Source organism: Rhodococcus sp. DK176 (assembly GCF_038447315.2).
Classification (GTDB): Bacteria; Actinomycetota; Actinomycetes; order Mycobacteriales; family Mycobacteriaceae; genus Rhodococcus_F; species Rhodococcus_F jostii_A.
In genome coordinates this window covers 437,462-451,492 of sequence record NZ_CP118321.2, presented here as the reverse complement: position 1 = coordinate 451,492, position 14,031 = coordinate 437,462, and the positions used below count along the sequence as shown (strand labels likewise).

The 14,031-nt window shown below is 64.9% G+C and carries 11 protein-coding genes; 7 read left to right on the top strand and 4 right to left on the bottom strand.

Going from position 1 to position 14,031, the window contains the following annotated elements; translation table 11 throughout:
- Window positions 1–105 precede the first annotated feature (105 nt).
- Both PSR88_RS01980 and PSR88_RS01975 read right to left on the bottom strand, forming a co-directional pair.
- Complete coding sequence (locus tag PSR88_RS01980; protein ID WP_011593682.1) at window positions 106–1,257, bottom strand: acyl-CoA dehydrogenase family protein; 1,152 nt, start codon at window positions 1,255–1,257, stop codon at window positions 106–108.
- A gap of 50 nt (window positions 1,258–1,307) precedes the next feature.
- Window positions 1,308–2,477 (bottom strand): aromatic ring-hydroxylating oxygenase subunit alpha, encoded by a 1,170-nt coding sequence (locus PSR88_RS01975; RefSeq protein ID WP_011593681.1) that lies wholly within the window; start codon window positions 2,475–2,477, stop codon window positions 1,308–1,310.
- Between the two features lie 323 nt (window positions 2,478–2,800).
- On the opposite strand from PSR88_RS01975, the gene PSR88_RS01970 reads away from it, so the two are divergent.
- The 4 genes from PSR88_RS01970 to PSR88_RS01955 all read left to right on the top strand — a co-directional run bounded on the left by PSR88_RS01970 (window position 2,801) and on the right by PSR88_RS01955 (window position 8,065).
- Window positions 2,801–4,036 carry a 3-hydroxyacyl-CoA dehydrogenase family protein gene (locus PSR88_RS01970; protein WP_342338039.1) on the top strand — a complete coding sequence of 412 codons (1,236 nt, stop codon included), beginning with the start codon at window positions 2,801–2,803 and terminating at the stop codon, window positions 4,034–4,036.
- Window positions 4,033–5,667 (top strand): FAD-dependent oxidoreductase, encoded by a 1,635-nt coding sequence (locus PSR88_RS01965; RefSeq protein ID WP_016881006.1) that lies wholly within the window; start codon window positions 4,033–4,035, stop codon window positions 5,665–5,667. Before PSR88_RS01970 ends, PSR88_RS01965 begins: the two co-directional genes overlap by 4 nt.
- A 126-nt stretch (window positions 5,668–5,793) precedes the next feature.
- Complete coding sequence (locus PSR88_RS01960) at window positions 5,794–7,317, top strand: class I adenylate-forming enzyme family protein (RefSeq protein ID WP_011593678.1); 1,524 nt, start codon at window positions 5,794–5,796, stop codon at window positions 7,315–7,317.
- A 7-nt stretch (window positions 7,318–7,324) separates the two neighbouring features.
- A complete protein-coding gene (locus PSR88_RS01955; RefSeq protein WP_011593677.1) occupies window positions 7,325–8,065 on the top strand; it encodes an SDR family oxidoreductase in 741 nt (246 codons plus the stop codon).
- Between the two features lie 138 nt (window positions 8,066–8,203).
- On the opposite strand, the gene PSR88_RS01950 is transcribed toward PSR88_RS01955, so the two are convergent.
- Together PSR88_RS01950 and PSR88_RS01945 are read right to left on the bottom strand one after the other, a co-directional pair.
- Complete coding sequence (locus PSR88_RS01950; protein ID WP_011593676.1) at window positions 8,204–9,565, bottom strand: MFS transporter; 1,362 nt, start codon at window positions 9,563–9,565, stop codon at window positions 8,204–8,206.
- Between the two features lie 87 nt (window positions 9,566–9,652).
- Window positions 9,653–10,480, bottom strand: a complete 828-nt coding sequence (locus PSR88_RS01945) for an SDR family oxidoreductase (protein ID WP_016881009.1) — start codon at window positions 10,478–10,480, stop codon at window positions 9,653–9,655.
- 101 nt (window positions 10,481–10,581) lie between these two features.
- On the opposite strand from PSR88_RS01945, the gene PSR88_RS01940 reads away from it, so the two are divergent.
- From PSR88_RS01940 to PSR88_RS01930, 3 genes are read left to right on the top strand one after another with little or no spacing between them, the layout of a single operon-like run.
- Window positions 10,582–11,397 carry an enoyl-CoA hydratase/isomerase family protein gene (locus tag PSR88_RS01940; RefSeq protein ID WP_016881010.1) on the top strand — a complete coding sequence of 272 codons (816 nt, stop codon included), beginning with the start codon at window positions 10,582–10,584 and terminating at the stop codon, window positions 11,395–11,397.
- Window positions 11,398–11,445: 48 nt separating this feature from the next.
- Complete coding sequence (locus tag PSR88_RS01935; RefSeq protein WP_011593673.1) at window positions 11,446–12,483, top strand: LLM class F420-dependent oxidoreductase; 1,038 nt, start codon at window positions 11,446–11,448, stop codon at window positions 12,481–12,483.
- On the top strand, window positions 12,480–13,979 hold the full coding sequence (locus PSR88_RS01930; protein WP_011593672.1) for an acetyl-CoA acetyltransferase: 1,500 nt from the start codon (window positions 12,480–12,482) through the stop codon (window positions 13,977–13,979). The genes PSR88_RS01935 and PSR88_RS01930 overlap by 4 nt, the downstream gene beginning before the upstream one ends.
- Window positions 13,980–14,031: the final 52 nt, after the last annotated feature.

The following is a 14,031-nucleotide window of genomic DNA, read 5'->3' as shown; positions in this document are numbered from 1 at the left end:
TTTACCTATGAAGTCTAGGTTCTTGACGGGCGACAGGGGTGAGAACGACGAGACGAGTGCGGCCGAGAATCGTCAGCCGCACCCGTTTCGTCTGCCCGGATTCGATCAGGCCTTCATCAGATCGCGATGGATGATTTCCTTCATGATCTCGTTGGTACCGCCGTAGATCCGTTGGATCCGGGCGTCGATGTACGCCTTCGCGACGGGGTACTCCATCATGTAGCCGTAGCCGCCGTGGAATTGGACGCCGGCATCGATCACCCGGCCTTGCAGTTCGGTTGCCCAGAGTTTGGCCTTCGCGGCGTCGACGGCGGTGAGGGTGCCGGCGTTGTGTTCACGCACGCACCGGTCGATGTACGCACGCGACACCTCGACGGCCGTCTGAAGTTCGGCGAGCGTGAAGCCCATGCCCTGGAAATCGCCGATACGCTTGCCAAAGGCGGTGCGTTCCTTGACGTAGTCGAGCGTCCAGCCGAGAACTGCCTCGGCTGAGACCTGCGCGGCGATGCCGATGCCGAGTCGTTCCAGGGGAAGGCTCTGCATCAGATACGCGAAGCCGGAGCCCACCTCACCGAGCAGATTCTCCTTCGGGATACGTACGTCCTCGAAGAACAACTCGGCCGTGTCCTGTGCGTGCAGGCCCAGCTTGTCCAGTTTGCGGCCTCGGCTGAATCCCGGCGTTCCGTCCTCGACGACGAAGAGGCTGAAGCCGCGGGAGCCGGCAGAGACATCTGTCTTCGCGAAGACGATCACGATGTCGGCGAGGATGCCGCTGGTGATGAATGTCTTGGACCCGTTGATCACCCAGGTGTCGCCGTCGGCGACGGCGGTGGTCTGGATGGCGCGCAGGTCGCTGCCGGCGGCAGGCTCACTCATGGCGATCGCACCGATGGTCTCACCGGTGACGAATCCCGGCAACCACCGTCGGCGCTGTTCTTCGTCGGCGTGACGGAGAAGGTAGTTCAGGACGATATCGTCGTTCGTGGAGAACCCGGACTGCAGGGCCGATGCGCCGACTCGGGCGATCTCCTGCTGGATCACGAACCGGAAGCGGTAGTCGAGTTCACCGGGCCCGCCGTACGCCTCGGGGACGGGTAGTCCGAGCAGGCCCTGACGGCCCGCTGCCAGCCAGGTCTCACGATCGATCAAGCGATCCGCGTCCCATTTCTCGAGTTGGGGGACCACGTGCTTGTCGACGAATCCACGGACGGATTCGCGGAACAACTCGTGGTCCCGGTCGAAGAGATCGCTCTGCATGTTTCCTCCTGATTCAGGACGCCCGTCGGGCGACCCGCACCTCGTGCTTGTCAGTTCGTTGCCAGCAGTTTCTGGGTCTCACGCCGGAACACCTGGTTGGCAACCTCGTTCTGGCCCAGCACCATCCGTCCGGCGTTTGCGCTCGTCATACCGTGCTGGGAGTCCCGCAGGAGCGGGAAATCCTCGGCATGAAGAACTGCGAGCAGAATCTCCCAGTTCTTGTTCCACAGGCGAGTCCACTTCTCCTCGGTCATCTCGGTGTCCGCCACTGGTGGCACGATCAGGCGCATCTCCATGCGGCAGCGCTGCGGATCGGTGGGGTGGGGCCGGAACGTGAGGAGCTGGAAGTGATCCGGCTGCCGCAGCAGTGTGCTGTTGGGAAGCAGGAAATGGGTTTCCGTGATGTCCTTGGCCAGGCTTCGGTCGCCGGGGTCTTCCTCGATCCACCGATCGATCGACTTACGCGGGGCGATGAAGCGGCAGTGCCTGCCGAAGTCCTCGAACGCCATCACGTTGGTGTGGATGTGCTTGGCGGCAGTGTTGGGGTGGGCGTACTGGATGTGGTACCCGTCGAGGAAGGCGTCCTGCATGATCTTCCAGTTGACCGGCTCGTCGAATCCCTCGGACTGGACGGCGATCTTGGAATCGAGGTCGTACCCGGACAGAATTGCATCCATTTCGTTCCCGAGCCAGCCGGCCACGTCGATCTCGGCGTTCGCCTCGTCGACGACCCAGATGAAACCGTGGCGCTCCTCGGTCGGCAATTCGACGAGTCCCATGCTCGTGGTGTCGGGATCCCCGAAAGTGTTGTCACGGGTAATTGTCCGCAGGGTGCCGTCCGTGTCGTACGACCACCGGTGGTACGGACAGGAGAACAGGCGGCAGCGACCCTTCTCCTCCTTCTCGAGGAGGGCGCCCCGATGCCGGCACAGGTTGACGAACGTCTTGACGCCACCGTCGCGCTGGCGGACGACAATGATGTTGTTCCGCGGCATCTGCAGGGTGAAGAAGTCGCCGGAGCGAGGAATCTCGGAGCCGTGCGCGACGATCGAGGGAACTCGTCCGAAGATGAGGTCACGCTCTCGCTTGGCTATGGCCGGATCGGTGAATTCCTCCGGCTGAAACCAGGTGATGTGGTCGAACTCGTCCGTCGTGTCGTTGCGCAGGTGATCCAGGGCCCGGCGAATACGCTGCTCGCGGGGTGCTCCGACCTCGGTCATTGCATCTCCTCCAGTCTCGTGGGCGCTCCCGGCTACCGTGTGGGCACCGACTTTCGAACTTCCGTGCTTCGGATCAACGCCTCTAAATCTAACTGACGTAGTTTTACCTGTAAACCCCGGCGCCGAGGTTGCGGCAGGAATCGGGTCTTGCGCCAATAATCTACTGAGATTAGATTATTGCTCACTGCGGTCGATGTGATCGGAGTCACTCGGCGACGTGATGCCGGCGACGACCGGGCTGCCGGTTGCTATCGAACGGGAGGTACCTGCCGATGCACACTGACACGTCGGCCAGGACCGTACGAGCACGGATCGGGTCTGCGGTGTCGAGTGAGAGGTCCGAGAACCTGGCGGGCACCACGATCGGCGTCGTCGGCGCCGGGATGATGGGCGCGGCCATCGCCTACACCTGCGCGCGGGCCGGAGCCGACGTCGTGCTGTGGGCGCGAACTCTGGAGAATGCACGCCGAGGCAAGTCGTACTCCGACCGGCGGGAAGCGCATGCGCGAAAAGCGGGGACCTCGAACAGACCGATGTCGCAGGCCTTGCTCGGGCGCATCACGCCCACCGAGTGCATCAGAGATCTGTCGGCGTCCGCGCTGATCATCGAGGCGGTCGCAGAGAACGTCGCCGTCAAACAACAGGTGCTGCAGATGGTCGAGGCAGTCACCGACGCCCCCACGGTGCTTGCGTCGACGACGTCGACCCTGCCGATCGCCACGCTCTCCTCGAAGCTGCAACGCCCGCAGTACTTCATCGGGATGCACTTCTTCTCGCCTGTCGACCGGATGTCATTGGTGGAGACGGTTGTCGGATCGCGTACCTCGCAGGCCACCGTCGCGGCATCACTGACGTACGCGAGGAGGCTCGGGAAGGTACCGATCGTGGTGGGGGACAGTCGGGGATTCTTCACCAGCCGTGTGATGGAGCGCTATCTCGACGAGGCATTGGTCGCGGTCGGAGAGGGAATCGATCCGGGCCTTGTCGAGCGCGCAGCGACCGCCGCCGGATATCCGGTGCCGCCCCTCCACTTGCTCGACGAGATCACGTTGACGCTCAACCGCGCGGTGCAGCACGAGAACCGTCTCGCTGTCGAGGCGGCCGGCGGGACGTGGCGGGGGAGCGAAGCAGACAGCGTCCGCGACCGGATGATCGACGAATGCGGTCGCGGGGGCAGGTCGGACGGTCAGGGTTTCTACGAGTACGACTCCGATGGTAAGCGCTTGGGATTGTGGCCGGTCCTTCGTGAGGTGTTCGGTCCCGCACGGCATATTCCGTGCAGCGATATGCGCGACCGGTTGTTGTTCGTCGAGGTCCTCGAAGCGCTGCGTTGTCTCGGCGAAGGTGTCGTCGGATCCGAGACCGACGCCGACACAGGATCTGTTCTCGGCATCGGGTTCCCCGCGCACACGGGTGGGGTTCTGTCGTTCAGGCATTCCTATCCGGGTGGCGAGAACGGGTTCACCGCTCGTGCCCGCGAGCTGGCAGGCCGTTACGGCGACCGCTTCCTCCCGCCGGAGCAGAGTTCGGAACCATACGATCAACCGGAGTGCCCATGACCTACGTAGTTACCCAAGCCTGCTGCAACGACGCGACGTGTGTCGCGGTGTGTCCGGTGAACTGCATTCACCCGACTCCCGACGAAGCGCAGTACCAGCGCACCGAGATGCTCTACATCGATCCGGCCGCCTGCATCGACTGCGGGGCCTGCGCCGACGTGTGTCCGGTCGACGCGATCGTTCCCGACAGCGACCTCACCCCGGATGCCGAGATCTACAAGGACCTCAATGCCGCGTACTTCCTGGGCAACCCGACCGTGTCCGGCCCGAGCGAGGTGCCGACCGAACCTGTCGTCGCGGCGCCCCGGCCCGGTCCGCTGAAGGTGGCGATTGTCGGTTCGGGTCCCTCCGCCTTCTATGCAGCCGAGGAGTTGCTGACTCGGCGCGACGTCGACGTCGACGTCTCCATGTTCGAGCGGCTCCCGGTGGCCGGTGGGCTCGTCCGGTTCGGGGTGGCTCCGGATCACCAGACCACGAAGGCCGTCGAGCGGGTCTTCTCCCGTACTGCCCGCCGCAACGGTTTTCGTGCCTTCCTCGGTGTGGAGATCGGCCGGGATATCAGTGTCGACGAGCTGCTCGATCATCACCACGCGGTGATCTACGCGAGCGGTGCGTCCGACGACCGCAAGCTCGGCATCCCGGGCGAAGATCTGCCGGGAAGTTTCGCTGCACGCGAATTCGTCGCCTGGTACAACGGACATCCGGACTCCGCGGGTCGCACGTTCGATCTGTCGGGGCGTCGTGCCGTGGTGATCGGCAACGGCAATGTGGCGTTGGACGTGGCACGGATCCTGGCGTGCGATCCCGACCGGCTCGTGCCGGGTGATATCGCCGAACATGCCCTGGACGCACTTCGGCGCAGCACTATCGAAGAAGTCGTGGTCCTCGGACGACGAGGGCCGGAGCATGCAGCGTTCACGACGCCCGAGCTCATCGCGTTGGGAGCGTTGCAGGAGGTCGAGGTGAGCGTTCACGGCGGATACGACGCTTCCGACGATGCCCCGATCAAGTTGCGGACGCTGGCCGACTACGCACGCCGCTCTCCTCGACCGGGTCGGCGGAAGATCACCCTGAGGTTCCACGAGGCGCCCGTCGAGATCCTCGGTGACAGTCACGTCCAAGGTATACGGATCGCGTCCACCCGGATGGACGGAAGCGAACAGGATCTCGAGGCCTCGATGGTACTGCGTTCGGTCGGCTACCGCGGTGCTCCCGTGCCGGGATTGCCGTTCGACTCCCAACGCGGCACGGTCCCCAACGTTGCAGGGCGCGTCGTCGATCCGGTGGACGAGCGCCCGGTGCCGGGGGTGTATGTCGCCGGGTGGATCAAGCGGGGTCCGACGGGGGTGATCGGCACCAATCGATACTGCGCCGCCGAGACCGTCGACGCGCTCGTAGCCGACCATCAACATGCGCTTCTTCCGCAACCGAGCCGACCAGGTGACGAGTTGGCGGAGGTCGTGCACTCGCGGTGTCCGGACTCGTTCGGTTTCGACGGCTGGAAGCGGATCGACCGGTACGAACGTGTCGAAGGGCGACGCAGGGGCCGAGCGCGGCAGAAGCTGGTGGAGGTCGGTGCGATGCTCGCGGTCGCCCGTGGGACAGAGAACGACCAGTACTTGCGACAATAAACAACGACCTTTAGATTTAACACGCGGATGTGACGTACGGCTCTCCGGGAGGCCGGAGACACAGCACGGTGCGCCGTGCTCGCCGCCGAGAACCCCCGCGATCGACGACAACTCTTGGAGGCTTACATGAGCGGCACTGTTGTAGACGCTTTGACCTACTGGTCCAGGTCGAAGCCGGATCTGACCGCGATCGACTTCGACGGCGACGCCGTCACCTACGCAGAGCTGGCCGCATGGGCCGACGGCGTCGCCCACGACCTCGCCTCGCGCGGTGTCGTGCCCGGTGATCGGGTGAGCTTCCTCGGTGCCAACAGCCTCGAGTGGGCGGTGGCCTCGCTCGCTGCCATGAAGGTCGGTGCCATCGCGGTCGGTTTCAACCAGCGCATGCTCGCCGGCGAGCTCATCACCCTCGTCGAGGACTGTGAACCCACCGTCGTCTACTGCGAGGAGGCGCTGCTGCCGCGCCTCGAAGAAGTCCAGCAGACACGCAACACCTTTTCGATCGCAGTGTTCGAGAAGGATGTGCGTCCGCTGCGGGGCAGCGATCATGCGAAATACCGCACTCCGGTGGTCGACCTCGACACTCCCACCGCCATCGTGTTCACCAGCGGCACCACCGGCAAGCCGAAAGGCGTCATTTTCACCCACGCCACCGTCGCCGGCGAAATGCACGAGTGGCACTTGATGGAACCGATTCAGCCGAACAACCTGCGCCCGGTGCTGGTGCTGCCCCTGTTCACCGCTGCCGGCATCATCTGGGGTATCTCGCGCGTCGTCCTTCACGGCGGAACCCTGTTCCTGCAACCGGGATTCGATCCGGCGAAAGCGCTGCGCGTATTGGCCGAGGACAAGGCCAACACCCTGACCGGGCCGCCGATCCTTTTCGAGCAAATCGCGAAAGCGCCCGGGTTCGCCGACGCGGATCTGAGCCACATGGTCACCGCACACGTCGGTGGCGCACGCGTACCCGTCGACCTGCTGCACAAATGGCAAGCCCAGGGAGTGTCGCTGCGACAGATCTACGGTCAGACCGAGATCGGCGGATCCGCGACCGCGATGCCGCGCGAGGAGGCAGCCCAGCATCCCGACAAGTGCGGCTGGGGTGGCATCTTCACCAAGATTCGCGTTGTCGATGCCGAGGGTAATGATCTTCCCGCCAACGAAACCGGGCAGATTCTGTTGCGCGGCCCGGGCATGATGCCGGGATACTGGCGCAACGAGGATGCGACCCGGTCGGCTCTGATCGATGGCTGGCTCCAAACCGGTGACCTCGGCAAGCTCGACGAGAACGGTTACCTCACGTTCGTCGATCGCCTCAAGGACATGATCATCTCCGGTGGTCTGAACATCTCACCCGCCGAGATCGAAGCCGTCATCAATCAGATCCCCGGGGTCGAGGAGGTCGCGGTGATCAGCGTTCCCGACGCCAAGTTCGGGGAGACCCCGGCCGCGCTGGTCCGGACCACCACCGAGATGAAGGAATCCGAAGTGGTCGGTTTCTGCAACGAGCGTCTCGCCGACTACAAGGTGCCGCGGTACATCGTTTTCATGGACGAACCCCTGCCCCGGATGCCCAGCGGGAAGATCGCCAAGCGCCAGCTGCGCGACGCCTTCGCGGATGTGCCCGACAACTACGACAAGGTTCGGTGATCGAGCCGTGGACTCACCCAAGGTCGCTCTGGTCACCGGTGGTGGCCGCGGAATCGGTGCGGCCATCTCGCGCCGACTTGCCGCCGACGGATTCGCTGTCGCGGTGAACTATTCGCGCAGTGCGCGCGATGCCGAGGAAGTGGCCGCAAAGATTGTCGCGGACGGTGGACGTGCCGTGGCAATCCGAGCCGACATTTCACGGGCCGCCGAGGCCGAGCGGCTCATCGCCGACACCACCGTTCAATTGGGCGCCCCCACCGTGGTGGTCAACAACGCGGGCATGAACAAGGCAGGTGCGGCCCGGAAGCAGAGCCCGGAAGATTTCGACGAAGTGATCGCGGTCAACCTCAATGGTGCGTTCTACTGCACCCACTTCGCGCTACCCGCGATGTACGAAGCCGGTTGGGGTCGAGTCATCTTCGTCAACAGCCCGTCAGGCGGACGGCGCCCGTCCCCTGGGATGAGCGCCTACTCCGCGGCCAAGGCCGGGCTGGTGGGAATGGCCAAGTCGATGGCACTCGAGGTTGCCCGTCGGGGGATCACGGTCAACTGTGTGATGCCGGGCTTCGTCGCTACCGACATCGTGGCGTCGGGGGGCGAGGCGGGGGTCGAAGCCCTGACCAAGCACTGGCCCTCCATTCCACCCGAATCGATCGCCTCCACCATCTCGTTTCTGGTGAGCGACAACGCCGCCGACATCTCCGGCGAGGAGATCGGTGTGTGGCGAGGTGGCCCCGTCGGGGTGTGACCGTCGAATACAGCTGAGACCGCCCACCGGCTGAGCCAGTCCGGTGGGCGGTTTCTTGCTGTCCGCCCATTCCCTCCCGGAATGCGAAACGGGCTCCGATCCGGTGGATCGGAGCCCGTACCTCGAGTGGTGCTGTCGCTAAGCAGTGACCGGCGTTCTGTCGTCGTCCCGCTTCATCCCGGACGACGAGCGGGACCGGGACAGGACGGTTGCCCCGAATCCGAGCAGCGAGACCACACAGATCAGGAGGCTGAGCCACACCGTGGTGTCGTCGAATGCCAAGGCGACCGCGATGACCGGAACGAACGCCGCGCCGAGAGCGTTGCCGGCCTCACGGCCGAGACCGAGGCCGCTGTAGGCGTGCTGCGTGTCGAACAGCTCGATGACGTAGGCGCCCATCGGACCGAAGATGGCGGCGACCCCGATGCCGTTGCCTGCCGCCATGACCACCCAGTACAGCAGCGGGGGTGTTCCGACGCCCGCCAACAACGAGATGCCGACCCAAGCGAACACGGCGCTGTACAGGAATCCGAACATGATCACCGGTGCTCGGCCGACCCGGTCCGACAGGGAACCGAACAGCGGGATCAGAATGGCATTCGCGAGCTGCGCGGCGATCAGTCCGATCAGGACTTCGGTGCCGCCGAAGCCCAGCTGATTCTTGCCGAAGGTGCCCATGAACACGATGTAGAAATAGCCGATGCCGGTCTGACCGATGGTCATCACGAGCACCGTCAAAAGTGCGCGCGGCTGCTGGCGGATCACATCGAAGAGCGGACTCTTCGAGACGGTGTTGCTTTCCTCGATCGCACGGAATGCGGGGGTTTCGGGAAGGCTACGGCGTAACCACAGGCCGTAGGCGAGGATGACGGCGCTGCACAGGAACGGGATACGCCAGCCCCAGGCGAGGAAACTTTCCTGGGACATCATGGATGACACCGTCAGCAGAGACAGCGTGCCGAGCACGCCGCCGAGCGCCGCACCCATGCCGGGCAAGGAGCCCATCAATCCCTTCCTCTTCGCGGGCGAGAACTCCACGGCGACCAGAGCTGCGCCTCCGTACTCACCGCTGGCGCCGATGCCCTGCAGGATTCTGAGGAACACCAGCAGAGCCGGTGCGAGCCAGCCGATCTGGGCGTAACTCGGCAGCAGACCGACGAACAGCGTAGCGATACCCATCAGGACGAGGGTGAAGACGAGGATTCGTTTTCGGCCGATGCGGTCGCCGAGGCTGCCGAGGATCACCCCGCCCACCGGGCGGACCAGGAATCCGACCGCGAAAGTGCCGACCGCCTGCAGCGTTCCCAATAGGGGACTCGAGCCGGTGAAGAACACGGAGGCGAAGACCACCGACGCGGCCGAGGCGTAGAGGCTGAAGTCGTAGTACTCGAGCAGCGTGCCGACGAAGGCGGCGCGGCTTGCGCGTCGCGAGTCCGCGCGGGAGGGTCCGGAGTCTGCATCCACGGAGATTTCCGCAGCTATGGTCGTACGTTCGGTCATGCGAAACCTCGCGTTTGTGAGTGCTGGGCGAAGAGCCCGAATCATGTAGTGACGCAGACCACATTAAACTATTGACTTTAGAATTGTCTATCGCAAAGTCGACGCAGCCTGCGCCTCGTCCCGGTAGTTGGACGGCCACTTCTTGCCCAGTGTCAACCCACCGTCGACTCCGAGGGATTGTCCGGTGACGAACGTGGAGTCGTCGGAGGCGAGGTAGGCGGCGGCGTGCGCGAGGTCTTCCGGCTCACCGGCGCGGGGAATGGGCTGGAAGTTCGGCAGGCTGCGCCGCACGGCATCGACGCTGCGGTCGAGCGCGTCGTCCTCGAGGCCGGCACCGTGGCCGACGATGCGGGTGGCGACACCTCCGGGGATCAGTGCGTTGACTCGGATCCGGTATTCGGCCAGTTCCACGGCTGCGGTCCGGGTCAGTTGCAGCACTGCAGCTTTCGCGGCGCTGTACGGGTGTGGTCCGAATCCGGTGCGTATGCCTGCCACGCTCGACACATTGACGATGCTGCCCGACCCCTGACCGCGCATCACGCGCGCGGCATGCTTGGTCCCGAGAAACGCGCTGCGAGCAAGCATTGCGAACCCGTTCTCCCACTCGTCGAGCGACGTGTCCTCGAGGAAGGTCCATGCGCCCACCCGGCCGGCGTTGTTGACCATGCAGTCGAGCCGACCGAACCGATCGACTGCCACTGCGACGGCGGCCTCGACGTCGGCCTCGTTGCGTACATCGGTGTGCAGGTAGGCGCCTCGGTCGCCGAGGCCGGCGGCGACGGCCTGGCCCCGCGGGTCGTCGATGTCGGCCACGACGACGCGGGCTCCGCGTTCGGCGAACGCGCGGGCTGTGGCTGCGCCGATTCCGCTCGCGGCTCCTGTCACCACGGCGACCTTGCCGTCGAGGTTCGTCATCGTGGACTCCTTCGGTTGTGTTTCCGGGCTCGGTTCCTTGAGCTTTTAATCTAAAACCATTAGTCTACGTCTGTCGAGTACCTCGTCCCTGGGAGAGCGCTATGTCCGACGCGAAACTGATTCTGACCGAGCGGCCGCGGCCGGGCATTCTGCTGATCCGGCTCAATCGCCCGGACGAACTCAATGCCATGAACGTCGACCTCATCGAGGAGTTGCACGAGGTGCTCGCCGAGGTGCGCGATGATTCGCTCACCCGCGCGATCGTGCTCACCGGTGAAGGTCGTGCCTTCTGTGCAGGTCTCGATCTTCGCGGATACGGCACACCGCAGGGCGCAATCGAGGGTGAGGGCCGGGCCCAACTCGGACTGCGGGTGCAGAAGCACATCGCCGGTCTCGTCGATGCATTTCGCAGCACCCGCGCACCGATCATCGCGGCCGTCAACGGCGCGGCAGCCGGCGGCGGCATGTCGCTGGCCCTCATGGCGGACATTCGCATCATGTCCGAGACGGCGGTACTGCACGCCGCGTTCATCCGCCGCGGCCTGTCGAACTGCGATATCGGAATGAGCTGGCTCCTGCCCCGGATGATCGGTTTCTCCCGAGCGGCGCAGATCATGCTCACCGGCCGGTCCATCGACGCCGCCGAAGCCGAACACATCGGTCTCGCGTCGTCCGTCGAACCCGCCGACAAGGTGCTCGAGGTGGCACTGGACACCGCCGAGGCCATCGCGCAGAACAGTCCGTTCGGAGTCTGGATGACCAAGGAAGTCATGTGGTCGAACCTGGAGGTTCCCAGCATGCGCGCCGCCATCGACCTCGAAAACCGCACCCAGATCCTCAGCTCGCTGACGCGCGATCACAGGGAGGCCGTTGTCTCGTTCCTCGAAAAGCGCCCGCCCGAGTTCGAGAACCACTGACCACATTCCGACCGATTCGACGGCACACAGAGAAGCAGTGAGAAAAGTATGAGAGTGGGAATCGCCGCAGGGTATTGGGGATCGGGCCCGCCCCGCAATGTCGGGCGAATGCTCGCCGAGGCCGAGGCCCTCGGCGTCGACAGCTTCTGGACCGCCGAGACGTACGGCTCCGACGCACTGACACCGCTCGCGTGGTGGGGAGCGCAGACCTCGACGATCAAGCTCGGTACTTCGGTGTGCCAGATGTCGGCACGCACCCCGACGGCGCTGGCGATGGCCGCGCTGACGCTCGATCATCTCAGCGGTGGTCGCGTGATCATCGGCATCGGTGCGTCCGGACCGCAGGTCGTCGAGGGCTGGTACGGGCAGCCCTACCCGCGGCCCCTCGAACGCACCCGCGAGTACATCGAGATCATGCGGCAGGTGTGGGCGCGCGAGAAGCCGGTCACCTACTCTGGGCGGCATTACCAGCTTCCCGTCCAGGGCGGTTCCGGCTTGGGCAAGCCACTGAAGTCGATCGTCCATCCGCTGCGGGGCGATATCCCTGTCTATATGGGCGCCGAAGGCCCGAAGAACGTGGCGTTGGCCGCCGAAATCGCTGATGGCTGGACGCCGCTGTGGTTCTCGCCCAAGAGCGACGAGTTCTACCGCAAGGCACTGGCCGAAGGCTTCGCACGGGACGGAGCACGCCGCACCGCCGAGGACTTCGAGATCGCGAACGTGTGCTGGCTCGTCGAGAACGACGACGTGGAAAAGGCCGCCTCCCGGCTCAAGCCGACGGTCGCGTTGTATGCCGGTGGCATGGGCGCCAAGGGCGCCAATTTCCACAACGACGTGTTCGCACGCATGGGTTGGGGCGAGGTCTGCGCCGAAATCCAGGAGCTGTACCTGAGCGGGCGGCCCGACCTAGCGGCCCAGGCCGTACCCACCGAGATGGTCGAGGACGTCGCGCTGATCGGTCCCGCGGACAAGATCATCGAAGAGATCGAAACCAAGTGGAAGAACACGTGTCTGACCACTCTCATTCTCGGCGGGTGGCCCAAGCCGGGGAACCGTGAGCGCATCCTCGGGGCGGTGCAGTCGTGACCCTGCAGTCGGGAACGACCCTGGACCCGAGAACCCCGGTCCTGGTCGGTACCGGCCAGACCAGCGAACGCGAGGGGGGCGTGGAGCCCGTCGATCTGATGGTGCGCGCGGCGCGGGCAGCGGCTGCCGATGCGGGGTCGACGCGTCTGCTCGAACTTGTCGATTCGGTCCGGGTGGTCGGGCTGCTGTCGTGGCGCTACCGGGATCCGGGCGCTCTCCTCGGCGCGCGGATCGGCGCGACCGTGCGACACACCGGTTACTCCGGGAACGGTGGAAGCACGCCGCAGGTGCTCGTCAACGGGGCTGCCGAGGACATCGCTGCCGGGCGTTCCGATGTCGTGCTCATCGGCGGCGCCGAATCGTGGCGGACCCGCACCAAGTTGCGGGCACAGAAGCTGCGCCCCGACTGGACGGTGCAGGGCGAGTCGGTGCCCGCCGCTGACATCCTGGTCGCGGACGTGCCGATGGCGGCAGAGAGTGAACGCCGCATCGGTCTGGACCGGCCCTCGTATGTCTATCCGCTGTTCGAGCAGGCGCTGCGGGTATCGGCGGGACGCTCACTCGAGGAGCATCGGGAGGTCGTCGGCGGTCTGTGGTCGCGGTTCAGCAAAATCGCGGCGACGAATCCGAACGCGTGGGTGCAGCGCGAATACACCGCTGCGGAGATAGCGACGCCCTCGCCCGACAACCGGATGATCTCCACGCCGTATACCAAGTTGCTCAATTCGAACAACATGGTCGATCAGAGTGCGGTTCTGCTGATGTGCTCGGTCGAGACCGCGACCCGGCTCGGCATCCCGCAGGAGAATTGGGTGTTTCCACAGTCCGGCACCGAATCGCACGATACGTACGCGATCGCCGAACGAGAGGCGCTCGACGGCTCCCCGGCAATACGCATCGCCGGGGCGCGGGCCCTCGACCTCGCCGGCATCGGACTGGACGAGATTGCCTACGTCGATGTGTACTCGTGCTTCCCGTCGGCGGTGCAGGTCGCCGCGAACGAGTTGGGGCTCGCGCTCGATGATCCCGGCCGGCCGCTGACGGTGACCGGTGGCCTGACGTTCGGCGGTGGGCCGTGGAACAACTATGTCAGCCACTCGATTGCGACGATGGCGACGCGGCTGCGCGAATCTCCGGGATCGTACGGTTTGGTGACCGCCAACAGTGGTTACCTCACCAAGCACGCCATGGGGGTGTACCGGACGGAACCTCCCGTCAGTGGGTTCAAGCGTCTGGACGTGCAGGCCGAGGTCGATGCGCAGTCCACGACGAGAGCGCTGGTGTCCTACGCGGGCACGGCGTCGGCGGAATCGTGGACTGTGGTGTACAGCCGCGACGGCTCCCCGGAGCGTGGTTTCCTCGCTGCCCGCACCGCGACGGGGGAGCGGACCCTCGCGGTCACCACGGACGCCGAGGATCTCGTCACCCTCACCGAGCTCGATATTGCCGGTCAGCAGGTTTCGGTCTCGGAAGAGGGGCACTTCCGCTTCGCGTGACCTTGACGCCCTTTTATCTAATGTCATAAGGTTAATGGACTGAAGGACACGG